The sequence below is a fragment of the uncultured Litoreibacter sp. genome, from assembly GCF_947487515.1.
Taxonomy (GTDB): Bacteria; Pseudomonadota; Alphaproteobacteria; order Rhodobacterales; family Rhodobacteraceae; genus Litoreibacter.
This window is the reverse complement of record NZ_CANKWO010000001.1, coordinates 312,808-338,881: the sequence shown is the minus strand read 5'-3', so window position 1 is coordinate 338,881 and position 26,074 is coordinate 312,808. Positions and strand designations below refer to the sequence as shown.

At 58.0% G+C, this 26,074-nt stretch carries 21 protein-coding genes; 10 read left to right on the top strand and 11 right to left on the bottom strand.

Annotation, left to right across the window (positions count from 1 at the left end):
- Nucleotides 1-268: 268 nt before the first annotated feature.
- Nucleotides 269-2,692 (top strand): Hint domain-containing protein, encoded by a 2,424-nt coding sequence (locus Q0746_RS01615; protein WP_298256538.1) that lies wholly within the window; start codon nt 269-271, stop codon nt 2,690-2,692.
- A 31-nt stretch (nt 2,693-2,723) separates the two neighbouring features.
- On the opposite strand, the gene Q0746_RS01610 is transcribed toward Q0746_RS01615, so the two are convergent.
- From Q0746_RS01610 to Q0746_RS01600, 3 genes are read right to left on the bottom strand one after another with little or no spacing between them, the layout of a single operon-like run.
- Nucleotides 2,724-3,488, bottom strand: a complete 765-nt coding sequence (locus Q0746_RS01610; RefSeq protein WP_298256536.1) for a TIM barrel protein — start codon at nt 3,486-3,488, stop codon at nt 2,724-2,726.
- Between the two features lie 2 nt (nt 3,489-3,490).
- The gene (locus Q0746_RS01605) at nt 3,491-4,135 is read right to left on the bottom strand and encodes an aldolase (RefSeq protein ID WP_298256534.1); all 645 of its coding nucleotides are present in this window, start codon (nt 4,133-4,135) and stop codon (nt 3,491-3,493) included.
- 57 nt (nt 4,136-4,192) lie between these two features.
- A complete protein-coding gene (locus Q0746_RS01600; protein WP_298256532.1) occupies nt 4,193-5,386 on the bottom strand; it encodes a crosslink repair DNA glycosylase YcaQ family protein in 1,194 nt (397 codons plus the stop codon).
- Nucleotides 5,387-5,489: 103 nt separating this feature from the next.
- Here Q0746_RS01600 and Q0746_RS01595 point away from each other — a divergent pair, with 103 nt between their 5' ends.
- Nucleotides 5,490-6,680: an FAD-dependent monooxygenase gene (locus Q0746_RS01595; protein WP_298256530.1), complete on the top strand. Its 1,191-nt coding sequence runs from the start codon at nt 5,490-5,492 to the stop codon at nt 6,678-6,680.
- Nucleotides 6,681-7,018: 338 nt separating this feature from the next.
- Here the strand turns inward: Q0746_RS01595 and Q0746_RS01590 are convergent, their stop codons facing one another.
- The 3 genes from Q0746_RS01590 to Q0746_RS01580 are packed head-to-tail and all read right to left on the bottom strand — an operon-like array spanning nt 7,019 to nt 10,379.
- Entirely contained in the window at nt 7,019-8,020 is a 1,002-nt protein-coding gene (locus Q0746_RS01590; RefSeq protein WP_298256528.1) for a glucokinase, read from the bottom strand.
- Nucleotides 8,021-8,024: 4 nt separating this feature from the next.
- A complete protein-coding gene (locus Q0746_RS01585; RefSeq protein WP_298256526.1) occupies nt 8,025-9,338 on the bottom strand; it encodes a GH1 family beta-glucosidase in 1,314 nt (437 codons plus the stop codon).
- A gap of 12 nt (nt 9,339-9,350) precedes the next feature.
- On the bottom strand, nt 9,351-10,379 hold the full coding sequence (locus Q0746_RS01580; protein ID WP_298256524.1) for a substrate-binding domain-containing protein: 1,029 nt from the start codon (nt 10,377-10,379) through the stop codon (nt 9,351-9,353).
- Nucleotides 10,380-10,653: 274 nt separating this feature from the next.
- On the opposite strand from Q0746_RS01580, the gene Q0746_RS01575 reads away from it, so the two are divergent.
- The 5 genes from Q0746_RS01575 to ugpC all read left to right on the top strand — a co-directional run bounded on the left by Q0746_RS01575 (nt 10,654) and on the right by ugpC (nt 16,965).
- Nucleotides 10,654-12,009, top strand: coding sequence for an ABC transporter substrate-binding protein (locus Q0746_RS01575; RefSeq protein ID WP_298256522.1), 1,356 nt, complete (start codon nt 10,654-10,656; stop codon nt 12,007-12,009).
- A 73-nt stretch (nt 12,010-12,082) separates the two neighbouring features.
- Entirely contained in the window at nt 12,083-13,063 is a 981-nt protein-coding gene (locus Q0746_RS01570) for a sugar ABC transporter permease (RefSeq protein WP_298256520.1), read from the top strand.
- Nucleotides 13,060-14,184 (top strand): carbohydrate ABC transporter permease, encoded by a 1,125-nt coding sequence (locus Q0746_RS01565; protein ID WP_298256518.1) that lies wholly within the window; start codon nt 13,060-13,062, stop codon nt 14,182-14,184. Before Q0746_RS01570 ends, Q0746_RS01565 begins: the two co-directional genes overlap by 4 nt.
- 23 nt (nt 14,185-14,207) lie before the next feature.
- Entirely contained in the window at nt 14,208-15,851 is a 1,644-nt protein-coding gene (locus Q0746_RS01560) for an alpha-glucosidase (protein WP_298258018.1), read from the top strand.
- Nucleotides 15,852-15,867: 16 nt separating this feature from the next.
- The gene (gene ugpC / locus Q0746_RS01555) at nt 15,868-16,965 is read left to right on the top strand and encodes a sn-glycerol-3-phosphate ABC transporter ATP-binding protein UgpC (RefSeq protein ID WP_298256516.1); all 1,098 of its coding nucleotides are present in this window, start codon (nt 15,868-15,870) and stop codon (nt 16,963-16,965) included.
- Here ugpC and Q0746_RS01550 read toward each other — a convergent pair.
- Entirely contained in the window at nt 16,962-17,411 is a 450-nt protein-coding gene (locus tag Q0746_RS01550; RefSeq protein WP_298256514.1) for a GNAT family N-acetyltransferase, read from the bottom strand. The genes ugpC and Q0746_RS01550 overlap by 4 nt on opposite strands.
- Nucleotides 17,412-17,518: 107 nt before the next feature.
- On the opposite strand from Q0746_RS01550, the gene edd reads away from it, so the two are divergent.
- The 3 genes from edd (at nt 17,519) to Q0746_RS01535 (ending at nt 20,919) form a co-directional block, all read left to right on the top strand.
- On the top strand, nt 17,519-19,324 hold the full coding sequence (gene edd, locus Q0746_RS01545) for a phosphogluconate dehydratase (protein WP_298256512.1): 1,806 nt from the start codon (nt 17,519-17,521) through the stop codon (nt 19,322-19,324).
- Between the two features lie 60 nt (nt 19,325-19,384).
- A complete protein-coding gene (gene eda / locus Q0746_RS01540; RefSeq protein WP_298256510.1) occupies nt 19,385-20,035 on the top strand; it encodes a bifunctional 4-hydroxy-2-oxoglutarate aldolase/2-dehydro-3-deoxy-phosphogluconate aldolase in 651 nt (216 codons plus the stop codon).
- A 179-nt stretch (nt 20,036-20,214) separates the two neighbouring features.
- The gene (locus Q0746_RS01535; RefSeq protein WP_298256508.1) at nt 20,215-20,919 is read left to right on the top strand and encodes an SOS response-associated peptidase; all 705 of its coding nucleotides are present in this window, start codon (nt 20,215-20,217) and stop codon (nt 20,917-20,919) included.
- Nucleotides 20,920-20,924: 5 nt separating this feature from the next.
- Here the strand turns inward: Q0746_RS01535 and Q0746_RS01530 are convergent, their stop codons facing one another.
- The 4 genes from Q0746_RS01530 to Q0746_RS01515 form a co-directional block, all read right to left on the bottom strand.
- Complete coding sequence (locus tag Q0746_RS01530; RefSeq protein WP_298256506.1) at nt 20,925-22,487, bottom strand: trimethylamine methyltransferase family protein; 1,563 nt, start codon at nt 22,485-22,487, stop codon at nt 20,925-20,927.
- 224 nt (nt 22,488-22,711) lie between these two features.
- Complete coding sequence (locus Q0746_RS01525; protein WP_298256504.1) at nt 22,712-23,839, bottom strand: TPM domain-containing protein; 1,128 nt, start codon at nt 23,837-23,839, stop codon at nt 22,712-22,714.
- A 42-nt stretch (nt 23,840-23,881) separates the two neighbouring features.
- On the bottom strand, nt 23,882-24,688 hold the full coding sequence (locus tag Q0746_RS01520; RefSeq protein WP_298256502.1) for an isocitrate lyase/phosphoenolpyruvate mutase family protein: 807 nt from the start codon (nt 24,686-24,688) through the stop codon (nt 23,882-23,884).
- Nucleotides 24,685-25,854 carry a pyridoxal phosphate-dependent aminotransferase gene (locus Q0746_RS01515; protein ID WP_298256500.1) on the bottom strand — a complete coding sequence of 390 codons (1,170 nt, stop codon included), beginning with the start codon at nt 25,852-25,854 and terminating at the stop codon, nt 24,685-24,687. Before Q0746_RS01515 ends, Q0746_RS01520 begins: the two co-directional genes overlap by 4 nt.
- Between the last annotated feature and the right edge of the window lie 220 nt (nt 25,855-26,074).

Here is a 26,074-nt window from a genome sequence, read left to right as displayed (position 1 = left end):
TGGTTGAATTTTTAGCAGGAGCTTTCGCCCTCGTGACGATTGGCTTTGCTAGTGGGCTGACCTTCTAATGGACTGAAATATAAAATTATTTTACAGACTTCAGTGAATTTCGTCCCCGTGTCGACGGCACTATTTGTGTCCCTTTATGCGATTTTATCGGGTGCGGTTGCCGGTGGGGCTCCGTGACTAAGGCAAATGACAGGTGGGGCTGAACAATTCTTAAGATTGCCGTCCTAGGTTTTGGGAAGCAGCAAAGAATGTGGACGCCATGCCGACAGTTACCGGATACTTAATCTTCTCGGACATGGGGGCCGCTGGGCCGTCGAATGGCGACTTAATCTCGGGCGGGGGCGCGACCACATCCTTTGACACTTCCAGCTATAACCCAGAAGGAACGGCGGTCGTAAACTACCCGAGTACAGTCGGCGATTCTGCTGGGATGTTTTACGATGTCGGGGGCAGTTTTTACTTTGTGCCCGATGATGCGACAGGGTTCCCCACTGGTGAAGCGGGCACTGTGACTGACTACATAGATGCCATCTATGGCACTACGGGGGCGGATACCTTAAACGGCACAGCCGGTGGGGAGCTTATTCAAGACACCGATGGCGATATTTATGCTGGGACGGGCGATGACACCATAAATGCCGCAGGCGGCAATGATACGGTGATATTTGGCGACGGAAATGACGTGATCTACGGCGGGGACGGGGATGACGTCATCGGGTCCTTCGCGACGGGATCTGGCACCAACACCATTTATGGTGACGCTGGCAATGATAGCATCATCGGCGGAATGGGCGACGACACCATCTATGGCGGGACAGGGGACGACTATTTAACCGGTGCTGCGGGCAATGACTGGATTTACGGCGGCGATGGGGCGGATGTTATATCCGTAACCGATGACCATGATGTGGTGAACTTGCAAGGTGGCGAGGGAGGTACCGACTGGGATCATCTGACATTTGCAAATTACACGACCACTCAAGGGGTTACGGTCACTTTCGACGGTTGGGAATCTGGCAGTTACACCTTTGACGGCTCCTCGACCAATGGCAGCTTCAGCCAGATCGAGGAACTGTCCACCACCGAATATGATGACACGGTGAACGCGGCCAGCACCAGCCAGAACCTAGAGCTCCATACATTGGGGGGCGCGGATACGGTCACGACGGGCAGCGGGTCTGACTTGATCTTCGCAGGGGACGGCGATGATGTCGTTAACGCAGCGGGCGGCGATGATGTCGTTGATGCAGGTGCCGGCGATGACACGATCTATGGGGGCGAAGGTGACGACAGCCTCACGGGCGGAAGCGGCGCGGATATGCTGCATGGTGGCGCTGGAACGGACACGCTGATCGGCAACGACGGCAATGACCGGTTCCATATTGAGGATGACGACGGAACCTCGATCATCGACGGCGGCGGCTGGTGGGATACAATAATGTTGACCAATGTTGTCAGCACCCAAGGCGTGTCGGTTACCTATACGGGCAACGAAGCGGGCACGTTTGACTTCGATGGCACAAGCGCCAATGACTCCTTTCAAGACATTGAAGAGATTTGGGGGACATGGGACTACGGCGATACGATTGATGCCTCCGCTGATGGGGTGGGCATTAAGACGTATACCTTTGGAGGGGACGATACGGTCACCGGCGGGAGTGGAGACGACAGGATCTACTTGGGCGAAGGTGAGGATGTCGCCGATGGCGGAACCGGCCAAGATCAGCTGTTCGGCGAAGACGGGGATGACATCCTTACGGGCGGCGCAGGGGACGACCAACTGACGGGCGGCGCAGGGGATGACATCTTTGTCTATGCCGACGGGGCAGGGAATGACATCATCTACGACTTCGACATGGGGGACCCCGACGACGACGGGTTCACCAACGACCAACTGGATGTCTCGGGGCTGACAAATGCCAGCAGCGATCCGGTGACCTACACTGATGTGACGGTGACGGATGACGGCTCTGGGAATGCGGTATTGAGCTTTCCAAACGGCGAAAGCATCACCCTATTCGGCGTCTCGCCCGCCAGCGTCACCTTGCCCGCCTTGCACAGTATGGGGGTTCCCTGCTTCACAAGTGGTACGCTTAATCGAACCCCTTTTGGGGACCGGCTAGTCGAGACATTGAAAGCGGGCGATCTGGTCGATACTGCAGACAATGGCCCGCAACAGGTGATGTGGGTGGGGCAGACAGATATGTCGGAACAGGAGCTGCGCGATAATCCCAAAGCGCGGCCGGTTTTGATCAAGAAAGGGGCCTTGGGGAACTCACGCGACATGCTGGTCTCGAGACAACACGGGATGGTCGCCTGTCCTCGCGGTGGGCCGGAACAACTGGTGCGGGCCATTCACCTTGCGCGCAAAGCGGGGGCCGGATTTCGCGTCGCACATGGGGTGAAAAAGGTAACCTATGTGCATCTGCTGTTCGCTCAGCATCAGATTGTCTTTGCGGAAAACTGCCCGTCCGAAAGTTTCTACCCGGGCCCCATGGGATTGGCGGCGTTGAGTTCTACCCAACGCATGAATGTCCTTAGCCTGTTGCCGGTGCTTGCGCTTGGGGCAATTGGGTTGGAAAGCTACGGGGCGACCGCAAGGACGTTTTGCACCAATGCGGACATGTGTCGCGATCTGAAACCGGCCCGAGACAACGCCAACTCGCTAGAGCGATTGGGCTAAGGCGAAGTTGATGGGGGTAATCCTCAGGAGCCTAGCGGTAGTCATCCATCCAGCCCAAACCACTGTCGGTGGTCCCGCGGGCCTTATATTCTGCGCCAAACGGCCCAGCCCAACCCAATCGGGTCAACTCAGGCAATAACCACCGGTAATTGATCTCTCCGGTGTCCGGCTCGCCGCGGCCTGGAACTGCAGCAAACTGCACGTGACCGATCTGAGCTTGGCAGGTTTCAAACAGATGGGCCAAATTGCCCTGCATGATCTGTAAGTGATAGCAGTCAAACATGATTTTCAGGTTCGGCAAGTCAACATTGGCCAGCACATCTTGCGCTTCTGGAACCGTGGATATGTGATACCCTTTGGCGTCTTGGGTGTTCAGTGGCTCGATCAGGATCGTGCGTTGGGTCAGGGCCGCTTGTGTGCAGGCATAGCGCAGGTTTTGCGCGAAAGTGGCCTTAGAGGCGGGGCTTCGGTCGGTGAACCCTGCCATGACGTGAACACTCATCGCGCCGATATCGCGTGCATAGGCCAGCGCTTCGTCAATGTATCGGCGCGCCTCGGCTTCGCGCCCCGGGATGGCTGCGCAGCCATTGTCGCCGGCGCTGACGTCACCGCGTTGTGTGTTCAACCCCAAACAGGGCAGGCCGGTGTCGGCCAATGCTGCGCGAACATCCGCGGATGGGGTGGCATAGGGCCAGTGCAGCTCGACGGCGGAAAAACCTGCATCTTTGGCCTTTCGGATTGCGTCCGGCAGTGGCAGCTCATCCCACAAAAAGCCAAGGTTCGCAGAGAACTCCATCTTCAGTCCCACTGCACGTCAAACTTCGTAACAAGGTTTTGGACCTGCTGCGGGCTCAGGGCGTTGGCGTCAAAGCCGCGCATCATGATTGCCAAACGGGCGGTGTCCTCCAGCTCTTCAATCGCGTTGCAGGCGGCCTCAATGTCCTTACCGGCCACCACCGGCCCGTGGTTGGCCAGCATGACGGCTGTGCGTTTCCCCGCCAAGCCGCGCACGGCTTCCCCCATCTGTGGATCACCCGGCAGGAAGAAGGGCAGCAGTTTGACCTTGCCCAGTTTCATGATGGCATAGGGCGTCAGGGGGGGCAGGAAGTTGTCTTCGTCGACATCGGGCATCATCGACCAAGCCACGGAATGGCAAGCATGTAGATGAACGACGGCCCCTGCGGTCGAACGTGTATCGTAGAACGCAGTGTGGAGTGGCATTTCTTTGGTAGGTTTGTCACCGCTGATCAGCTGGCCCGAGGCGTCAAAGCGCGACAGGCGACCAGGGTCCAATCGCCCGAAGGAGGTCCCCGTCGGCGAGACCAGCAAGCCACCATCATCGGTGCGGGCCGAGATATTGCCGGTTGAGCCGCCTGTCAGGCCGCGATCAAACATGGATTTCGCGAGCATGCAAATCTGCTCTCGTAGCTGGGTCTCAGTCATTGGTGCCTCCGAATATGGTACAGCAGTCATCGCTGCAAAAGGCAATGTGATCAAGAGCTAGCGTAGCCAATCGGCGGCGTAGTCCACATCTGTGACATCCGCGAGCCGCGTACTGCGCTCAATCGCTGTGCTGAGGGCTTTGATACGCCCAGTGCCCAGTTTGACGCCGCTTTCAGGCCAGAAGGCGCGCACGGCCATAGTATCGCGGGCGCGGTCCGCCTTCATGTCGATGCGCCCGATCAGGCGATCGCCCTCCAGAACGGGGAACACATAGTAGCCGTATTGGCGTTTGGGGGCGGGCACGAAAACTTCGATGCGGTAGTGAAAACCGAACAAACGCTCGGTGCGTTTGCGGTCCCTCAGTGCGGGATCAAAGGGAGACAGGATGCGGATACGTTTGGTGGGTTCGGGCAAAGGGGTATCCAGCGTCGTCGGGCGCATGAAGGACCGACGCGGCTTGCCGCCTTGGGCGGTTTGCAGCTCGACCTCAACCAGATCACCCGCGGCCAGCTGCGCGGCGCACCACGCCTTGGCCTCGGCGGGGGTAATCATGTCCCAAAATGCGGCTATTTCACCGGAGGTCGCAAAACCGAGCTTGTCCAAGGCGGTGGCGCAGGCATGGTCAATGGTTTCTTCCGGCGTGAAGCTTGCCGCCAGATGGGCCTTTGGGATGACCCGTTCCGTCAGGTCGTAAAACTTGCGAAACCCTTTGCGGTGCGTGACCGATAGCTTGCCCGCCCGCCAAAGATATTCCAGCGCGGTTTTGGACGGATGCCAATCCCACCACCCGCCAGAGCCCTTCTTTTCATCCTTGCCAACGTCTGACGAGCAACAAGGCCCGTTGTCTGCGATATGTTGCAAGACCGTATTGAACTTCTCTTCATACCCGTCGCGTCGCCAGTTCTTGTAGCGGGCCTTTACGATCACCGCATCGCGGGCAAACTTGAGTTTCCAATGGGCGAAGTTCTCCATCTCGATGAGGGAGGCATCATGGGTCCAATGCTCAAAGGCCAAGCGGTCGGACATCAGCTTGTCCAACGCGCGAGGGCGGTAATTGGTGCGCCTTGCGTGCAGGATCATGTGATGGGCACGTGACACTGTGTTGATGCTGTCGAGCTGCACAAAGGTCAGGTCTTGCATCAATTGATGCAGGTCGCTGCCTTTCGCGGTGCCGGTTGGGGCTTCGCACAGGCGGTGGCGCGCCATGTGGTGAAGGCGCACGGTGGAAAGCGGTATTTGGGGCAATGGCATTGAGCGGCTCCGAGCGGTGTTTTGCCACTATGCGCAGTCAAGGTCTTTCGCGCCACCCGTATCCTGCGTATCTTTCGGCAAAACTAATCGGGTGGCGAAATTCATGACGACAAGACGCGCAGTAATTGCAGGCGGCGGTATTGGCGGATTGGCCTGTGGGCTGGCTTTGGCCCGCAACGGCTGGGACGTCGAGGTCTTGGAGCAAGCCCCTCAAATGACGGAAGTCGGTGCGGGGCTACAGATCAGCCCCAACGGCATGGCGGTGTTGGAGCGGCTTGGGGTCGTGCCATTGATAGAAGACGCATTGTTTGAGCCGGAAGCCATTGAGCTGCGCATGGGGCGCTCAAACCGGCGGGTGTTTCGCCTGCCGATGAAGGGCTATGCGCAGGATCGCTGGGGGCAGCGGTTTGTGCAAATTCACCGCGCAGACCTGCACAACGGGCTGCTGCAAGCGCTCCGGGCGCAGGCCACTGCGCGGGTGCGCACAAATGCAAAAATAACCGGATATGTGCGCGAACGGGGCGGGGCCTCGGTCTATCTGGAGCGGGGCGACCGCGTCTTCGGTGATGTGCTGGTCGGCGCGGACGGTGTGCGTTCGGTCATTCGCAATCAGATGAACGGGGCGGACCGTGCGCGCTTTACCGGTCAGGTGGCGTGGCGGACTGTGGTGCCTGTCGCGGCCTTGGGGGATGACGCGCCGCCGCCCTATGGCGTGATCTGGGCGGGGCGCGGAAAACATGCGGTGACGACACGGGTGCGCGGCGGCAGTCACGTGAACTTCGTGGGGATCGTCGAGCAAAACGACTGGCAAGAAGAAGGATGGTCGATCCCTGGAAAGAGGGAGGACGCATTGAAGGATTTTGGCGACTGGCAGCCTTGTTTGACATCCGTTCTGAGGGCGTCCGAGGGAATGTTCCGCTGGGCGCTATTCGGGCGGCCGCCTTTGGCCTCTTGGTGCGACGGGCCTGTGACATTGCTGGGAGATGCGGCACATCCAATGCTGCCTTCAATGGCGCAAGGTGCGGTTATGGCGTTGGAGGACGCGGTGGTGTTGGCTGATGAGCTGGAGCACACTTCGGACATTTCGCAAGCCTTGCTACGATACGAGGGGGGGCGAAAGCCGCGTGTGACGCGGGTGCAGGACCGATCCGCACGGAACGCGCGCATGTTTCATCAACGATCCATGCTAGGGCAATTGATGACCTATGGCCCAATGGCAATTGCTTCACGGCTGTCTGTTACAACGGTTCATCGTCAGCAAGACTGGATCTACGGCTATAAGTCAGACGGGTAGGCGAGGGCACCAGTGACCCTCTTGCTCAGGGAGAACAGTGCAAGAGGGCTCTTAGGTTCAAGCGCAAAAACTGGGGAGGTGTGGGGACACACCGATGCGCCATCTTGGGTTGTCGTGCCCGGCGGCCTGCAAAGGGGTAATCCTCGTCGAGAGCAGCGCCGCCGGGCGTCAAGTAGAGTTTGGTACTAAAACAAAGCGGCTCACTCTCCGCTTCTGTAGAAACTCTGCTCCAAACTATATGTCTCGAGCAAGAGTTTAGTTAACGCTGCGTTAGGTGGGTAATTTTAATTGCTTTAAATCAATGGCTTAGTGGGTGTGAATAAGGTGTGAAAACGGTTTCACACCTGTGAAGGCCCATTGTTCGGGCTTTTTTCAACGGCCGCCAGATAGTTTGCGCAGCCAGTGAGGGCCGCAAAATCGTCCTCGATCACCCCCACGTCAAACTGTGCCATGAACTGGGCAAAGCGGCCTTTGTCGCGGAAGGAGTGTTCGAATCCAAGAGGGCCAAAATGCTTGGCCAAAGCACGGGCAACACCGCCGGAGAAATACACCCCCCCGAACGGCAAATGAATGAGCGCCAGGTTACCCGCGACCGTGCCCAACATTTGTACGAACATGCCTGCTGCCGCGCGCGCCCGCGCATCGGTGCCATTCTCGAACCCTGCCATGATCTCCGCAGCGCTGGCATCGCGAGGCTCTCCGGCTTCGATGCCAATCCATGTGTAGATACGCTCTAACCCGCGCCCTGACAGCATGTCCTCTATCGCCGGAAATCCATGAGTTGTCTCGAAGTGTTGGGCCAGACGCAGCTCTTGCGCATTCCGGACCGGCAGATTTGAATGCCCGCTTTCAGACGGGGGGACGTGGCGCCCGCCGCGTGTTTCATAAACAGGGGCGACATTGAAGCCGGTGCCAACGCCAATCACCAGCTTGGTTTGGCTGTCGAGCGGGCGGGGCGTTTGCCCTGACACCAATTGGCTTACCGCGCCCTCGGGAAGGGATCCCAAGGCATGGCCCTGCGCTTGCAAGTCGTTCAAAAGATAGGCGGCGTTTGATCCGGTGGCCCGTGCCAAAGTCACCTCGTCTATTTCCCAATTTAGATTGGTCATAACCCCGCGCCCGTCTGTGACGGGACCGGCCAGTGCCACACAGGCGCCTTTGCACGTAACCTTTTGGGCGTCGATGTAGGCGCTTAGAACGGCCTCAAGCCCTGCGTAATCCTTATTCGCATAGCGGGTGACAGTATCGGTGAGCAGGCGGGTGCCCTCAGCCAAGGCCACGCGCGTGTTGGTGCCGCCAATGTCGGCAACAAGGGAATAGATGTCGGCGGGGCGGCTCATATCGTTACGCTTTCAGGGCTTTTGATAGCGCGTGGTAAGAGGCTTTGGGCGTGCGTTCAAGCGTCTCGAAGTCAACGTGAACCAAACCGAAGCGCTTTTCATAGCCCAAAGCCCACTCATAATTGTCCAGCAAGGACCAAAAAGTGTAGCCCTTCAGCGGCGCACCATCGGCAATTGCGCGGCGGGCGGCATCCAGATGCTGGTTCAGATAATCCATGCGGGGAGTATCAGCTGTGGCCAGAACATCTGGGTTGGCCATGCCATTTTCTGTTACATAGAGCGGCAGATCGCCGGTGTGGGTTTGGCTCACCCATGTCAGGAAATGATGCAATCCCTCGGGGTGGATTTCCCAGCCCATTTGCGTTTTATCCAGCGGTCCTTCGACTTCGCTGTGGGACGGCCAAGCCTCTGTGTTGGCTGAGATTCTTTTACAGGTATAGTAGTTTAACCCCAGCCAGTCGAGTTTCTGACCAATCAGGGGAAAGTCATCTTGCCAGCCCTTTGGCATATGTGGCTCTAGGCCTTGCATGACGTTCTCGGGGTAGGCTCCTTTGAACAGTCCCCCAATGAAGAAACGGTTGTAATACCCGTCATAAAGGGCGGCGGCCTTTATGTCGGCCGCGCTCTGCGTTGCGGGGTGGGCGTACTCAAAGTTGCACACCGCGCCGACATTGCTGATGTTCAAGTCGCGCAAGACTTCAACCGCGCGGCCATGGGCGCAAAGGATGTGGTGCATCGCGTGGGCGGTTGCCCTGATGTCGCGCACTCCGGGGGCATGTTGACCCAAGAAATGGCTGAGCCACCCGACGCACCACGGTTCATTAACTGGGGCCACCGAATACAGGCGATCACCAATCCGGTCCATAATGACACGGGTGTAGTCGGCGAACCATTTGGGCAAATCGGGGTTCCGCCACCCGCCTAGATCCGCAAGTGTGGATGGCAGTTCCCAATGGTAAAGCGTGGCCATTGGCTTCAGGTTGCGCTCCAGCATTGCATCCACAAGACGGTCATAGAAATCAAGGCCTTGCGGGTTTGGCTGCCCTCGGCCCTCGGGTAAAACACGGGCCCATGAGGTCGAGAACCGATAGGCATCAAGGCCCATTCCTTCCATCAAATCCAAGTCGTCTTCATAGCGGTGATAGTGATCGCAGGCGATGGCGCCATGGTCCCCGCGCAAGACATTTCCAGGGGTCGCGGCGAAATCGTCCCAATGGGTGCGGCCCGCGCCGCCAAAGCCGTGACCTTCGATCTGATAGGCAGAAGTCGCTGCGGCAAACAGGAAGCCGTCGGGGAAGTCGGATCGGGTGAAATTCATGGTGATGCGCCTTTAGCGGTTTGGGGCAGGGCCGGTGGACTGCCCAACCACAAGTTCGGCTTCCCACAACTCATGGACAGGGCCCGACGTGCGGCCTTCAATTTGATCCATCAGCATCTCGCCACATCTGCGGCCTGCATCCCGCACAGAGGATCGCGCCGCGGTGAATATCGGGGATCCCGCGCCGTTGGGCAGGTAGGACAACGCATCATCGAAACAGATAATTGACACGTCTTTTCCGATTGTTAGACCGCGTTCCTCAACCGCACGACGCACGCCGAGGGCGGGTATAAGGGAGGAGGTAATGATGGCGGTAGGAGGCTCCGCGGCATCCAGCATTTCACAGGTTTTGGCGTAGCCGAACGGCTCCGTCATTTCGGAACTATAGGTGAGAGCCGCATCCAGTGGAATGTCGCGATCCGCCAGCGCATTTGCGTATCCCTCGCGCCGCCTCATGGCGAAATCCATGGTCTCCAATCCGTTGATCAAAGCCACGCGTTTATGCCCCAGATCTAGCAAGAAATCAGTGGCGCGTTTGAAGGCAGAGATATTATTCACGTCCAGCCAGCTATAGGGGGTGGTGCAATCGCTGGAGCGGCCATGCACCACGAACGGCAGGCCCAGTTGAACCAACAGCGGGATGCGTTCGTCATTAACCAACGGTCCATGGACGATAACCCCGTCCACTTTTCCAGTGGTCGCAAGGGTCTTATAGGCGTCCGCCTCCTTCAGGTCATCCACCACGGACACCCGCATGTCATAGCCGTGACGCGCATAGGATTCGCCAGCGCCAGCAATAAAATCCGAGAACACGCAGTTGACCATCTCATGCTGGCTGGACAGGGGGATCACATGCCCGATCGACATCGTGCGACCCGTCGCGAGACTTTTGGCGCGGGTATTGGGGTGGTAATTATGGGCGTTCGCAGCTTCGGTTACGCGTTTGCGGGTGGCTTCCTTGACCTCAGGATAGCCGTTCAGGGCACGACTGACGGTCGTCTGAGAAAGCCCAAGCAGGTCTGATAATTCTCGTAAATTCACTATTACAAACCTTTCCAAGTCTCCAAAGCGCTTTGGATATGGGGGTGATTGTTACGGCGAGTTTTGCTCGGCGTCAAAGGGGTTTTATCGAGATATGTGTTTGAGAGGCGCAGCGATAACCTTGCAGCATAGGCGAACAGTCGATTTGTAACTGGGGTTGTTGACAGGGCAGATTGGCTGCGGCACGGTCATCGCAATTCAAAGCGCTTTGGAAATGATTCTCGGAGCGGTCTAAATCATTGCGCGCCATACGCGCAGTATCTGGGAGGATATGATGAAGAATACGTTAACAGCCTCGGTTGCGATTGCGGCCTTGTTCAGCGGAGCGGCCTTTGCAGATGGGCATCTCGCATATGGAACTGACGGCGGCGACTTCACATGGGGCAGCTATAATGCGTTTGCGGATGCCACGGATTTGTCGGGGCAAACCGTCACAATCACCGGCGCGTGGACTGGCAACGAAAAAGAGAAGGTAGAGAAAGTTTTTGCCTATTTCACCGCCGCCACAGGGGCGGAGGTGAATTATTCCGGCTCTGACAGCTTCGAGCAGGACATCGTCGTGTCCGCGCGCTCTGGCTCGGCCCCGAATTTGGCAGCCTTTCCACAACCCGGCCTTGCCGCAGATATGGCAAGCCAAGGGTTGCTGACCCCCTTGGCCAAAGGCACCGGGGATTGGGTCAAAGACAATTTTGCGGCGGGTCAGTCGTGGGTTGATTTGGGCACCTATGCGGACAAAGACGGCGCGGACCAGCTTTACGGCATGTTCTACCGCGTCGATGTGAAGTCGCTGGTGTGGTATTCGCCCGAGGCCTTTGACGAAGGCGGCTACGACATCCCTGAAACGATGGAAGAGCTGAAGGCGTTGACCGATCAGATCGTCGCTGACGGCGGAACGCCTTGGTGTATCGGTCTGGGATCAGGCGCGGCAACAGGGTGGCCTGCGACAGATTGGGTCGAGGACATGATGCTGCGCACCAACACGCCTGAAGATTACGACGCATGGGTCGCCAATGAGATGAAGTTTGATGATCCCAAAGTGATTGCAGCGATTGAAGCCTTTGGCGCCTTCGCGCGCAATGACGCCTATGTTGACGGCGGGGCAGCGGCGGTGGCCAGCACGGATTTCCGCGACAGCCCCGCAGGTTTGTTCACCATCCCGCAAAAATGTTACATGCACCGTCAGGCGTCCTTCATTCCGGCCTTCTTCCCTGAGGGAACGGAAATGGGTGAGGATGTGGATTTCTTCTACTTCCCAGCCTTCGCGGACAAAGATTTAGGCAAGCCGGTTCTTGGGGCGGGGGCGTTATTTGCGATCACCAACCCGTCTGATGCGGCCCATGCGATGATCGAGTTCATGAAGTTGCCCATCGCGCATGAGTTGTGGATGACGCAGGGCGGATTCTTGACGGCGCATGCGGGCGTTAACCTTGCGGCCTATTCGGACGACAGCCTGCGCGCGCAGGGTGAAATCTTGCAGAACGCCACGACCTTCCGCTTTGACGCCTCTGACTTGATGCCAGGAGAAATTGGCGCAGGCGCGTTTTGGACCGGTATGGTTGACTATGTCACCGGCACGGATGCCGCCGAGGTCGCCAAGGGTATTCAAACCCGTTGGGACGCGATCCAGTAGACCCCAAGCCTAGAGGTTGCGAGGGGGTGTTCCGCTCGCAACCTCATTGTTTCTTTGCCGAGAGGATTGCCCAGTGTCCCCGATGATCCAAGGAATGCTAACCATTCTGATCGGTGTGGGCGGTTGCGTGGGGTATTTTTATGCCTCCAACCTGATCCTTGATAAGGTTATCTTCCCCGTTGGGTCCAAGAATTCCGGCCGAAACATCAACCGCGCCAACATGGTGCGCCCTTGGTTGTTCTTACTTCCGGCCCTTTGCGCCATGTCGCTGTACCTGCTGTATCCGGTTGTGGGCTCCTTTTACCGGTCCTTGTTTAACCGCAGCGGCGAGCTGTTCATCGGCTTTGGCAATTACCGCGTCATGTTTGCTGACGACGGGTTTCAAACAGCATTGGTGAACAATTTCCTTTGGGTGCTTGTGGTGCCTGCGGGGGCGACTTTTCTCGGGTTGTTGGTGGCACAGTTAACGGACCGGCTGGTTTGGGGGAATATAGCCAAATCCCTTATTTTCATGCCAATGGCGATCTCATTTGTGGGGGCGTCGCTGATATGGAAGTTTGTCTATGCAAACAATCCCGACATCGGGCTCATCAACGCGATCCGCGACAGTTTTGGCGCCGCGCCGCTTGATCCTTTGCAGCTGCCGTTCTGGAACAACTTCTTCTTGATGTTCATTCTGGTCTGGATTCAAACCGGCTTTGCCATGGTGATCTTAAGTGCTGCTTTGCGCGGCATTCCAGAGGAAACCGTGGAGGCGGCCATCATCGATGGGGCCAACCCGTTTCAAGTGTTCTTTCGGATCAAAGTGCCGCAAATCAAGGGCACGATTGTGGTGGTCTGGACGACGATTACCATCCTTGTGCTGAAGGTGTTCGACATCGTCTACACGATGACCGGCGGCAACTTCGGAACCGACATATTGCCCAGCTACATGATGAGTTACATGTTCCGCGATGATGGTCGCGCCACGGCGGTGGCCTTTGTTATTATGGTGATCGTGCTGCCGGTGATGATCTGGAACATCCGTCAAGCCCGTGCGGAGGCAGAGCGATGAACAGCATTGCCGGAACTAAATCATCCTTGTCTTGGGTGGTGAATATCTCGGTTGTGATGTTGGTGGTGATCTGGCTGATCCCGACGGTGGGGCTGCTGATCTCCTCCTTTCGTGACCGCGACCAAATTAGCGCCACAGGGTGGTGGTTGTCGCCTTTTCCGGTGGAGCAGAACCACAAGTTCAAAGCCCCCAAAGACGGCGTGATCGTTGACGGAGATATGCGCGTTCTCTCCGGTAACGTTTTTGCAGAGGGGGCGGGCGTTGTCGCGCGATTTGGCGGGAAGCGCGCGGCCCCTGTGGAGTTCGCGGCAGGGCATACGGCAAAGCTGACCAAAGGACGGACGCTGACGGTTTATGCAGACGGGCGCTATGACTACCGATCACCGGTGGAGATCAAACGAGATCCGTCGATCTATTTTTCGGCAGCCAGCCCGCCCGAATTTTCGCTGGCCAATTACCGTACAATTCTGGCCTCCGATAACATGGACCTCGCATTCATAAATACTTTGACGGTGACCATTCCCGCGACCATCATCCCGATCCTGATCGCGGCCTTCGCAGCTTACGCGCTTGCTTGGATGGATTTCAAAGGCCGTGGTTTCCTGATCGCCTTGGTTGTGGGGCTTCTGGTTGTGCCCTTGCAGCTGGCCTTGGTGCCATTGCTGACGTTGCACAACAAAGTTGGCATCGGCCAAAGCTTCCTTGGTATCTGGATGGCGCACACCGGCTTCGGGCTGCCTTTGGCGATCTATCTTTTGCGCAATTACATGGTCGGGCTGCCGAGAGATATCATCGAAAGTGCCAAAGTCGACGGGGCCACAGATTTTCAGGTGTTCACCAAGATCGTGCTGCCACTGAGCTTTCCAGCGCTGGCGTCCTTCGCGATTTTCCAGTTTTTGTGGACGTGGAATGACTTGCTCGTGGCCAAAGTGTTCTTGCCGTCAAATTCGCAAAGCTGGGTCATGACTGTGAAAATTGCCGATGATCTTCTGGGCTCCAAGGGCGGGGATTGGGGGATTTTGGCGGCGGCGGCCTTCGTGTCGATTGCTGTGCCTTTGATCGTTTTCTTTACAATGCAACGCTATCTGGTGCGCGGTCTTCTGGCTGGCTCGGTGAAATAGATAGGACGAACTCCGTGACCCAAATGGATACAGAAATTACAGCGGCAATGGCGCCGGACAAGGATTGGTGGCGCGGAGCGGTGATCTACCAGATTTACCCGCGCAGTTTTCAAGACAGCACCGGCAATGGCATCGGCGATTTGATTGGGATCACGCAACGCATTCCTTATATCGCCTCCTTGGGGGTGGATGCGATTTGGATCAGCCCGTTCTTTACCTCCCCGATGAAGGATTTCGGCTATGACGTCAGCAACTACTGCGACGTGGACCCGATGTTTGGCACATTGGACGATTTCGACGCATTGGTGGCCGCGGCGCATGACAAGGGGGTGAAGGTGATGATTGATCTGGTGCTGTCGCACACATCAGATCAGCACCCGTGGTTCCGCGAAAGCCGCAAGGATCGCGACAATGCCAAGGCGGATTGGTACGTCTGGGCGGACCCGAAACCGGATGGAACGCCGCCAAACAATTGGCTGTCGATCTTTGGCGGCTCTGGGTGGCAATGGGACGCGCGACGAGAGCAGTATTATTTGCACAATTTCCTGACATCGCAGCCCGACCTGAATTTCCACTCCGCCCAAGTGCAAGATGCCTTGCTGGACGCCACCAGATTTTGGTTGGAGCGCGGAGTGGACGGGTTTCGTCTGGATACAATCAACTTTTATTTTGCCGACAAAATGCTGCGCGACAATCCGGCCCTACCGCCGGAACGCCGCAATGACACCATTGCGCCTTCGGTAAACCCCTACAATCACCAAGAGCATCTGTTTTCCAAAAACCAGCCTGAAAATCTGGCCTTTCTTGCCCGCTTTCGAGCGCTTCTGGATCAATACCCAGCGGCGACCTGCGTAGGGGAAGTGGGGGATGCACAGCGGGGGTTGGAGCTATTAGGGACCTATACCGCAGGCGAGACAGGTGTTCACATGTGTTACGCCTTCGAGTTCTTGTCGCCAGACCGGCTGAGTGCCCAAGGCGTGGTGGAAACCATGACCCGACTGGAGGCCGCAGCGCCTGATGGTTGGGCGTGTTGGGCCTTTTCCAACCATGACGTTGTGCGCCATGCGACACGCTGGAACCTGAGCCCTCAGGCGTTGTGCGGCTACACCAGCATGATGGGGGCTTTGCGCGGATCGCTGTGTTTGTACCAAGGCGAAGAGCTGGGCCTTCCGGAGGCGGATGTCGCCTTTGACGACTTGCAAGACCCCTACGGCATAGAGTTTTGGCCCGAATTCAAAGGGCGCGACGGTTGCCGCACTCCGATGGTTTGGGAGCTGTCCAATCACAATGGCGGCTTCTCTACTGGCAAGGCGTGGCTGCCTGTGGGGCAGGCGCATCTGACCCGCTCTGTTGCCGCCCAAGAGAGCGACCCTTGCGCCCCGTTGCATCATTACCGCCGTGTCTTGGCTTTCCGTAGGGCGCATCCGGCGTTGGTGAAAGGGACGCAGACGCAGACGCAAGCCCAAGGCGATGTGCTGCAATTTCAGCGTAGCCATGAGGGGCAGACGATCTTTTGCGCCTTCAACATGTCGGATAGGCCTGCGGTGTTGCAGATGCCAGCGGGCGAGTGGCGGGCCATTGGCACCGAGTTGGGTGGCGCGACCGCGGATGCCCTTGGGGGTGTTCATCTGGATCAGTGGCAGCCGTGTTTCGCGTTGAAACGGTAATTGAAGGGGAATTCTCTTGGCGGATTTGAAACTCACAGGGGTTGGGAAAACCTACGGCGGCGCGGTTGAGGTGCTGAAAGACATCAATCTGGATATCACCGCCGGCGAGTTGATCGTTTTTGTAGGCCCCTCGGGCTGCGGTAAATCTACCTTGCTGCGCATGATCGCAGGATTGGAGAAAATCACCGCCGGAGAGTTGCAAATCGACGGCGAGGTGATGAATGACATGCCTCCTGCGCAGCGCGGGATCGCCATGGTGTTTCAAAGCTACGCGCTTTACCCGCATATGACGGTGCGCGACAACATGGCCTTTGCGCTGAAACTGGCCAAGAAACCTGCCGATGAAATTGACGCAGCCGTTGCGCGTGCGGCGAAGGTGTTGCAGCTGGAAGACTATCTTGACCGCCTGCCCAAGGCGTTGTCGGGCGGGCAGCGGCAACGGGTGGCAATCGGGCGCTCGATTGTGCGCGACCCGAAGGTCTATCTGTTCGACGAGCCGCTGTCGAATTTGGATGCCTCCTTGCGGGTCGCCACGCGGATCGAAATCGCCCAGCTCAAGGAAAGCATGCCGCAATCGACAATGATTTACGTCACCCATGATCAGGTTGAGGCGATGACGCTGGCAACCCGCATTGTGGTCTTGGCGGATAAGGGCGTTGCGCAGGTGGGCAGCCCGCTCGAGCTTTACGAGACGCCCCAGAACGAGTTCGTCGCCCAGTTCATCGGATCTCCTGCGATGAATTTGCTCTCGGGCGAAGTCGTCGGGACGGGGGAGGTCACAACCGTTGCATTGGCGCAGGGGCAGGGCGTTCTTGCGGCCCATATCCCTACCACCGCGCAGGACATGGGGCTGCAGGTCAACGTCGGCATTCGCCCCGAAGACATGCAAGTTACCGACGGCGGGGATTACGCCTTCCGTGGCACAGTAAACATTGTCGAAGCATTGGGCGAAGTCACCCAGCTTTACTTTGCCAAATCCAATCCAGATCAAGAGCCGGTTATCGCCAAGTTGCAAGGCATACACCCCGATGTGCGCGGCACAGAGATGACGATGACCGCTGACCCGTCCAAGGTGCATTTGTTCTTCGAGGGGAAATCGCTGCTTTACCGCTAGGGCAGGTTTTTTCGAAACCGTTGGCCGGAGGAGGCGCGCGTCTCATAGCCGTGGCTGAGGTAGAACCGCTGCGCGGCGATATTTCCGGCTTCGGCTCCGATGATCAGATACGAGCCGCCTCGCGCGACAGTCAAAGCTTCGGCAGACGCGATGAGGGCGGAGCCGACACCATGACCGCGCTGATTTTGTTCAACATATAGGTGATGAAGGTCCATTCCGCGTGCCCCGTATTGGGCCTGTGCTTGCGGGGTCAAAAGCGCGTATCCAAGGGGGCGATTTTCGCACCTTGCCACAAGCCCGTAAAGCCATCCGTCCGACAGGTCACGGTGCAAATCTTGCTCCGTCACCTCTGGCACATCCCCGTGAAAGGCAGCCAAAGCGCGAACCATTGGCAGCAGTGAAACTGCATCTTCCGGTTGGGCGATTGTGATGTCGAACTCTGTCATGGGCCCTGCAATACGGCCTGCGTCACTCCAGCGCAATTGGGGCGGAGCGAAGCGCTTTACCGTTAGCGCTAACGTAGCTATAAAACTTGTAGTTTACGGAGGACGCCATGCCGCTCAATTCCACCATCAAAGACGTGACGCAACGTATCATTGATCGCTCGAAGCCGACCCGCTCTGCCTATATGGACCGGATGCGACACGCAAGCGAGGAAGGGCCCCGCCGAGGGCATTTGACCTGTGGCAATCAAGCGCATGCCTATGCGGCCATGGAGGAAGATCAGGCCCCGATGCTGGATGGGGTGGGCGGAAATATTGGGATAATCTCGGCCTATAACGATATGTTGTCGGCGCATCAGCCTTTCAAAGACTACCCCGATTTGATCAAGGCCGCGGCACGTGAAATTGGCGGCACGGCTCAGGTGGCGGGTGGCGTGCCTGCAATGTGTGACGGCGTGACCCAAGGTCAGGTAGGGATGGAGCTATCGCTGTTCTCGCGCGATGTGATTGCTTTGGCGGCAGGCATCGGGTTGAGCCACAACACTTTTGACGCTGCCGTATACCTAGGGGTGTGCGACAAAATCGTACCGGGTTTGGTCATCGCCGCCGCGACCTTTGGCTATCTTCCCGGAATTTTCCTGCCTGCAGGCCCCATGGCGTCGGGCTTGCCCAACGACGAGAAAGCCAAAGTGCGCCAACAGTTTGCAGCAGGTGAGGTTGGTCGCGACGCGCTTATGGCTGCGGAAATGGCCTCCTACCATTCCCCAGGTACCTGCACCTTTTATGGCACGGCCAATTCCAACCAGATGTTGATGGAATTTATGGGGCTGCATTTGCCAGGCTCCAGCTTTGTGAACCCCAATACCGAAATGCGCGACGCCCTGACAAAATACGGCGCCCAACGCGCCTTGGAGATCACAGCACTTGGTGATGACTACACCCCAGTGTGCGACATTCTGGACGAGAAAACCTTTGTGAACGGGCTTGTCGGGTTGATGGCCACGGGGGGCTCGACCAATCTGGTGATTCACATCATCGCAATGGCCCGTGCGGCAGGGGTTATCCTTGATCTGCAAGACCTGTCGGATTTGTCGGACGCCACGCCACTGATGGCGCGCGTGTACCCGAACGGTCTTGCGGATGTGAACCACTTCCATGCGGCAGGCGGGCTGACCTATATGATCGGGGAACTGTTGGACGCAGGTTTGCTGCATCCAGACACCCGCACAGTGATGGGCACGGGGCTTGGGGCATATGCGCGGGACCCGAAACTTCGCGATGGGGTGCTGTCATGGGAAGACGCCCCAAGGACCTCCCAAAATGACCGGATACTGCGTCCGGTCAGGGACCCCTTTGCCGCTCAAGGTGGCTTGAAGCAGCTTCAGGGCAATCTGGGCCGTGGGGTGATCAAGGTCTCGGCTGTGGCACCCGAGCGCCGGACGATCGAAGCACCTGTGCGCGTTTTTCACACACAAGACGCAGTGAAAGCTGCGTTCAAAGCGGGCGAATTCACCTCCGACACCATCATCGTGGTGCGCTTTCAGGGCCCAAAGGCCAACGGAATGCCGGAGCTTCACGGCCTGACGCCGGTGCTGGCAGTGTTGCAAGATCGCGGGTTGAACGTGGCGTTGGTGACCGACGGGCGTATGTCCGGGGCCTCGGGGAAGGTGCCTGCTGCAATTCACGTCTGCCCCGAAGCGGTTGATGGCGGGTTGATCGGCAAGCTGCAGAATGGCGACGTGATCCGGTTGGATGCGACCCAAGGGACGTTGGAAGTTTTGACCTCTGGGGTCGACAGCCGCCCTGCCGCGACGCCGGATCTTGGCAGCAATTCGCACGGCATTGGTCGCGAATTGTTTTCCATGTTTCGCCAAACTGCCGGAACTTCGGCGGATGGGGCCGCCGTGGTGGTCTAACCGCGTGACTTGTTCTAAAAGCAGCGCAATTCAGTTTTCAGCCGTAAACCTAAAAGGACTTTGACAATGACACCTATGCAAGCCAGCCAACTCGCCCGTGATATCTGTGAGCTTGCGCCGATTGTCCCTGTTTTGGTGGTTGATGATGCGGCTCATGCGCAGCCTTTGGCGCAGGCGTTGGTCGCCGGCGGTTTGCCAGCGTTGGAGGTGACCCTGCGCACCCCAGCCGCACTTGAGGTCATCACAGAAATGTCCAAGGTCGAAGGCGGCGTTGTCGGGGCGGGAACATTGCTGACGCCAGAGGATGTGCATGCCGCGATTGATGCGGGGGCGAAATTCGGTGTGTCGCCAGGAGCCACCGATCGTTTGCTGGATGCTTGCGAAGAGGCGGGCTTGCCGATTTTGCCAGGGGTTGCCTCAGCGACCGAAGCCATGCGGTTGCTTGAACGCGGCTATACGATGTTGAAGTTCTTTCCCGCCGAGGCTGCAGGCGGTGCACCTGCGTTGAAGGCCATCGGCGCGCCCATCCCGCAAGTCAGTTTTTGCCCAACCGGAGGGGTCAGCCCATCCAATGCACAGTCTTATCTGAGCCTGCCCAATGTGGTCTGCGCGGGCGGATCTTGGGTCGCGCCGAAGGACAAAATGAAGTCGGGTGATTGGGACGGGATCACGGTCATCGCCAAAGAGGCGGCGGCGCTGCCGCGCGAATAGGGTTCAAAGGCGGCATTTTCTGCTTGAAGTGTGCTCTCTATCTAATTGTTATTAATTGCCTTTGCCGCTCAATGGGTGGCAATTCATATGGTCCGCGCAGATAAGCCGTATCACCTTTCGGGAAGGCTCCAGCGCCGCATTGACTGGACAATGGCACGGGATGAACTCAAACTACTGCTATGTGTGGGCGACTGATAGGCGGCGGCAAAACGCAGGCTGAAATGGCGGCAGTGATCAACGGATATGTTTATCCGTCGACACCGATCATCGATGATGCGTCTGCGCCCGAAGCGGAAACCGGCTTCAACATAGCCCCCACACAACAGGTGAGCCTGCTGTACCCGCAGGACGCAGGTCACTTGGTCTCGAGCACTGCCCGTTGGTGGTTCGTGCCGCAGTGGCACAAGGGAGACGTGAAGGCATGGAAGGCCACCACCTTCAACGCCAAGATCGAAACCGCATGGGAAAAGCCCACGTTTCGAGGCGCATGGAACAAGGGGCGCTGTTTGGTGCTGGCTTCTGGGTATTTTGAATGGACCGGCCAAAAGGGAAAGAAGCAACCTCACCGGATTTATGTAGAGCAAAATCAACCGATTATGATGTTTGCCGGACTGCAATCCTTAAGTGAAGATGGAACAAGAACCTGCACTATTTTGACCCGCGAGGCGATGCCGGACATCGCCTCTCTTCACCACAGAATGCCGGTGATCCTGAACGGCGAAGAAGCCGAAGGCTGGCTTGGCCATAAGGACGACGATGCCACTGTGCTACGCAGTTATGGCACGCGATGGGGCGGGCGCTTTCGACATCACCGCGTCGCCAAGTTTGGCGCAAAAGACGACGGGGCGGGCCTTATTGAAAGCATTGATGGCGGGCTTATTTAGGGCGTCTACGCCGTCAAATGGATGGTGAATGCCTCCCGAATGGCCTTGTCGAGCAATGGGTCAAACGCCGCCGCGCAAGGGGCCGCCAGCAACTCCTCCTTCTTCAAGGTGGCCATTTTCAGCAGGTCGGGTTTGTCCTTTTCGGCCCATTCTTTGGGCGACGTCCGGTCACCGAGGTTTGGGTAGACGTAGTCACTTTGCATCCGGCTGAGGGTTTGCTCTGCTCCTAGGTAATGCCCGATCCCGTTGGTGCCGTCTGTTCCAAGGCAAGTGCTGCGCATCACATCCAAGGCCAGCGTTTCCTCTGTTACCTCAATTCCACGCAAACAGCGCATGGCTTGGCCGATCAGATCATCGCCAAGGATCAGGCTCTCGTGGCAAAACCCCAGTAGGGAGGCATGCATGCCTGCGGCCTCATAGACCATATTCAACCCCGACAATCCGGCCATGACATTGGAGCACATTTGCTCCCAACCGGCCTGCATATCGGGCAGCTTGGCGTCCGAAGCCCCTGCGGCCGCGCCGCCAGGGATGCCATAGAACTGGTGCATTTGCGCGCAACCTGCCGTGAGCAAGGCTTGCTCTCCGGATCCCACAGACATCGCACCGGTACGAAGGTCCAACCCGAAGGGCCATGTCCCGAATATCGCCGGGTGCCCCGGTTTGATCGCGTTCACATAGACCACGCCCGCAAGGCATTCTGCGACAGCTTGCACAATAGCCCCCGCCACGGTGGAAGGGGCAGTTGCGCCGGCCATGCCAGCGGAAAGCAGCAACACCGGCATGCCGCCGTCGATGCACTCCTCCATGACACGGCAGGCCTCTGTGGCGAATTTCATCGGTGGCACCACAAAGCAATTGGTGTTGGACACGAAAGGGCGTGCGCGCCAAGCGTGTTCGCCGCCAGCGATCATATGCAACATCTGCAAGGCTCCGGCGACATATTCGGGCTCTGTAAAGGAGGTGCCGATGTGTTTGGTCGTGCCACGGGTGCAGGCGTAGATGGTGTTCATATCCATCTCAAAGTTGTCGGCGATGTCGCGGCAGACCATCGGGCGTTGCAAAAAGTGGATATTGTCGAGTTGGTCGGAAATGCGCGCCGCATCGTATAAATCTTGCACGGTGCTTTCACGGTAGTCGCGCCCATCGACATCGACCATGTGCACCGCAGCACCCGCGGTGCCGAAATGCACGCGTGTGCCCCCAAGCTGCAGGTCGTTCTGTGGCCTGCGCCCGTGAAGCGTGACCTCCTTGCAGGCCTTTGCGAGCATGTCTTCCACCAGCGCGCGCGGAAAGCGAATGCGACCGTCTTCGCCCAAAATGGCGCCCGCAGATGTCAAGATTTCAATGCCGCTATCGGGGGCATCTGCAAGGCCGATTTCCTCTAGGGCGGTTAGGGCGGCCTGATGGATGTTGGCAATATCTATGTCGCTCAGAACCCGCAATGTGCCACCGCTCATTCCCGGTTTGATTGCGCGTTGATCTGCGGTGAGCGGGGCGGCACGCATGGCGCGGCGCGCAGCGCGTCCGCCGGAGCGGCGCGACGACGGTGGAGTTTGATCGTTCATGTCAGAGAGCTTTCGATGAGGCTGGAAGGGAAGGTTTGCGATCAAACCTGCCTTGGTGCCCCACGCGCTGCACGGCCTCGTCTGGCCCCGATGGTACGGGCCACAAGAACTGTTTTGCATCCGTATCGCTGCATCAGTCTCCTCCCTTTAGGTCAGTGTTCTGCCAAAAGAGAGGTCATTCTGTTCTATTTGCGCCAACAGGGTCTGTTTGCGTCACCAAAAGGCTACCAGCTGCCTGACGCCCCTCCGCCCGAAGAGCTGCCACCGCCAAAGGAGGAAGATGAGCTGCCGCCAGAACTGAACGAGCTCCTGCTGTTGCTGCTCTCCGTTACACGCGGGATGCTGACTGTCTCGGTCGCCTTGTGGTGACAGTTGTGGCAGCTGTGATTCAACTGCGCCACGCCTTCCGAGGATGTTGTAGCTGGCGTTTTGACGAAGCGCTCGGTTTCGTAGGTGTGATAGTTGCATTGCGGGCAGGCGGCCTTCTTCGAGAACAAGACCGGATAGCCGATGACGGTGACATGTTCGTCATTGGTGCAAAACCACACGCCATAGTCTTTGGATTTGACCCGCTCTTCGACCAGCTGGCCATGTTCCAGATATTGATCTTCTTGTGCCTGACCTAGGCGCAACATGACGTTGCCGCATTGCGGACATTTGCGCGGGCGGTAGCGTTGAACGTAGCGCCCCCCGAAGAACCCTGCGAGAGCGGTGAGCGCGGCGAGGAAAGCCGCACCAAGCGGGTGGTCCCCCATGAAGGCCAACACATTTTGCACGACCCCCTCGGGCTTTGCCACGGGGCGCTGCTGTATGTCTTGCGCCCCAGTGGGGACGACAGAGAGGGTTGGCTCGGCATCACTTGGGTGGCGGATTTGAGACAGCGCCGCACGGGTGCCCGCCAAAATGCCATCTGCGATGCGGCCCTCGCGGAAGGCGGGAACAATTTGGGTTTGGATGATCCGCGCAGCCACGCCGTCTTGGCGGGCCGGATATCCCGCGCCCAAGGCGATGCGGATTTCGCGATCATCGATGGCCACCAGCAACAGCAAGCCGTCGTTTTTCTCGGAGTTGCCGATGCCCCAGCCGTTGAACAGCGCCTTGGAGAAGCTGACGATGTCGGCAGAGGGCAGGTAATCCTCCCGCGAGCGAATGGTCACGACCGTCATTTCGCGGCCAGAGCGCGCGCGGGCCGCCGAAAGTTCCGCATTGATCGCCGCTTCGGCCTCTGGGCTTAGGATGTCGGCAAAGTCATTGGTCAGAACTGTATAATGCTGCGGGTAGGGCAGCTTGTCCTGCGCATGGCCAAGGGCTGGGAGCAAAGCCACAGCCAGTACAATCAAAATCCGAAACATCAATCAAACCCCGTCAAAATTACTTTGCGGCTCTGATGCCCCTTAATTCATCAGTTTGTCCACCTTTGCCCCCGAAATTCCTTGGGTCAGAGCGGAGAAATCGCCCTGTTCGAACATCGAACGTCCTGCGTCGTGGATGATGCGATGCGTGGCGCGGGCCAAAGCCGACCCAATCGAGATGCGTGCCGCCCCGAGGGCTGCGAATTCTTGGTGGCTGTGTCTGGCGTAGGGGCCCGCTGCCAAGACATTGACCGGCTTGTCGGTCGCCTCGATGATCCGTTTGAGGTCATCCATGGAGTTCGGGATCGGGACATAAAGCCCGTCAGCGCCTGCGCGGTCAAAGGCGCGAATGCGGCGCAGGGCTTCCTCGATGTCATAGGCCTGTGTCATCACCCCGTCGGCGCGGGCGACAAAGAAGAAATCGTCACCAAGAGCGCGCGCAGCACTGGCAGCACTGGCCGCTGCACGCACCCGTTCCACCGCCAGATCAAAGTCATACACTTGGTTTGAGGCTTCAATCGTGTCCTCAATACAGATCCCGGCAAGGCCAATTTCTGCCGACAGACGCACGGTTTCCGCGCAGGCATCGGGGGCCTCTGCGAAGCCGTCCTCAAAATCACCAGAGACAGGGATGTCGACCGCGGCGATCAAATCTTGGGCATGGGCGAGGGCCTCGTCGCGGGTAACGTTTCCCCCGTCCGTCCGGCCTAGGGTGAAGGCATGGGCCGCTGACGACGTGCCAATGGCTTTGGCGCCCAAGCCTTGCAGCATCTTGGCCGACCCAACATCCCATGCATTGGCCAATATGAAGGGGTCACCCGGTTTGTGCATCTCGCGAAAATTCATCATTCTACCCCTTTTGCAAAGTCGACTAACGTATGTAGCGCTGTCTCGAAGGCGCTGTCTTCAACCGTCATGGCCACGCGAATATGTCCCGCGGCACAGGCGCCAAAGCTTTCCCCTGGCATGACGGCGATGTGGTGGGTTTCGAGCAGCCTATCGGCAAATTCATCGCCGCTTAGGCCCGTGCTGCGGATATCAAGCAGCATATACATCGCGCCCGAAGAAGGGACCAACCCCACGGCGTTTTGTTGCGCGATGATAGCTTGTCCCAACGACCGGCGGCGCTTGAACGGTGCGCCGATTTCGTCTTCAAGCGGCTGGCCACTTTCGATGGCAAATGCGGCTGCATCTTGGATGTAGCCCGGCACGCCGTAGTTGGTATGAGTGGCGAGGTTGATCATCTCCTTGATGACCGGCTCTGGCCCAACGACCCAACCGACCCGACTGCCGGTCATTGCATGGCTTTTGGACATGGAGCCGATAACCAGCGTGCGGTCCAACATTCCGTCAAGGGTGCGAGGGCTGATATGGGTGCCGTCCCAAACCTGCGTGTCATAGACCTCGTCAGAGATGCACCACAGGTCATGTTCGCAGCAGGCGCGTGCGATGCCTTCCATGGTTTCGCGCGAATAGACCACGCCCGTAGGGTTGTTCGGGGAGTTCACCAACAAGGTTTTGGCGTCTCGCGTTTTGGCAACAATGTCCGGAAACGACGGCTCAAACGAGTTTTCAAAGCGGCAGGGAACCGCGCGCGGCACCGCCCCCACGGCGCGAATAGTTCCGGGGTAGGTGGCATAATAGGGGTCGCAGAAAAGCGCCACGTCGCCTTCATCGCAAAGGGCGCTATGGGCGGAGAACAATCCAGATTGCCCGCCTGGGGTGATCAGCACATTGTCGCGGGTGGTTGGAACGCCTGTGCGCTCGAAGACCCGTGCGGCGACGGCATCGCGCAACTCATTGGTGCCCGGAATCATGGCGTAGCCGGTATGGCCTGCACTTGCGGAGCGATGCATTGCATCAAGGATCGATTGGTGCGTTCTGATGTCATGCTCGCCGATGGTCAGCTCTGTTACCGCAACGCCGTCGTCAATCATCCGGCGCGCCTTGTTAAACAGTTCCCACCCATCCGAGGTGCCTCCGGTCAACCCCAATATGCGCTGCGACAATTTCATATGTCTCTCCCTTGTTGGTGTCGCGAGGAGGCACCGTGAAGTGACGGGCTGTCAAATCGAATTTTGTGATGGTCAGAATTTCTGACCTAAATGGGTGCTCGACCACAGGTGTTTTGCCTGCTATCCAACCGATATGACGACACGCACTTCCATTATTTGCTGCTGCATTACCATCTGAGAATTCTCAGGCGGGTCGTTACTGTTTTCATCTTAAGCCAGT

Excerpts from the sequence above, each read along its gene's own strand:
- Q0746_RS01590 (WP_298256528.1), bottom strand. The coding sequence starts at position 8,020 with ATGAGCCGCCCCGCCGACATCTATTCCCTTGTTGCCGACATTGGCGGC.
- Q0746_RS01575 (WP_298256522.1), top strand. The coding sequence starts at position 10,654 with ATGAAGAATACGTTAACAGCCTCGGTTGCGATTGCGGCCTTGTTCAGC.
- Q0746_RS01515 (WP_298256500.1), bottom strand. The coding sequence starts at position 25,854 with ATGAAATTGTCGCAGCGCATATTGGGGTTGACCGGAGGCACCTCGGAT.
- Q0746_RS01605 (WP_298256534.1), bottom strand. The coding sequence starts at position 4,135 with ATGACTGAGACCCAGCTACGAGAGCAGATTTGCATGCTCGCGAAATCC.
- Q0746_RS01535 (WP_298256508.1), top strand. The coding sequence starts at position 20,215 with ATGTGTGGGCGACTGATAGGCGGCGGCAAAACGCAGGCTGAAATGGCG.
- Q0746_RS01595 (WP_298256530.1), top strand. The coding sequence starts at position 5,490 with ATGACGACAAGACGCGCAGTAATTGCAGGCGGCGGTATTGGCGGATTG.
- Q0746_RS01520 (WP_298256502.1), bottom strand. The coding sequence starts at position 24,688 with ATGATGAATTTTCGCGAGATGCACAAACCGGGTGACCCCTTCATATTG.
- Q0746_RS01565 (WP_298256518.1), top strand. The coding sequence starts at position 13,060 with ATGAACAGCATTGCCGGAACTAAATCATCCTTGTCTTGGGTGGTGAAT.
- Q0746_RS01615 (WP_298256538.1), top strand. The coding sequence starts at position 269 with ATGCCGACAGTTACCGGATACTTAATCTTCTCGGACATGGGGGCCGCT.
- Q0746_RS01585 (WP_298256526.1), bottom strand. The coding sequence starts at position 9,338 with ATGAATTTCACCCGATCCGACTTCCCCGACGGCTTCCTGTTTGCCGCA.
- Q0746_RS01610 (WP_298256536.1), bottom strand. The coding sequence starts at position 3,488 with ATGGAGTTCTCTGCGAACCTTGGCTTTTTGTGGGATGAGCTGCCACTG.
- Q0746_RS01560 (WP_298258018.1), top strand. The coding sequence starts at position 14,208 with ATGGATACAGAAATTACAGCGGCAATGGCGCCGGACAAGGATTGGTGG.
- Q0746_RS01600 (WP_298256532.1), bottom strand. The coding sequence starts at position 5,386 with ATGCCATTGCCCCAAATACCGCTTTCCACCGTGCGCCTTCACCACATG.
- Q0746_RS01530 (WP_298256506.1), bottom strand. The coding sequence starts at position 22,487 with ATGAACGATCAAACTCCACCGTCGTCGCGCCGCTCCGGCGGACGCGCT.
- Q0746_RS01525 (WP_298256504.1), bottom strand. The coding sequence starts at position 23,839 with ATGTTTCGGATTTTGATTGTACTGGCTGTGGCTTTGCTCCCAGCCCTT.
- Q0746_RS01550 (WP_298256514.1), bottom strand. The coding sequence starts at position 17,411 with ATGACAGAGTTCGACATCACAATCGCCCAACCGGAAGATGCAGTTTCA.
- edd (WP_298256512.1), top strand. The coding sequence starts at position 17,519 with ATGCCGCTCAATTCCACCATCAAAGACGTGACGCAACGTATCATTGAT.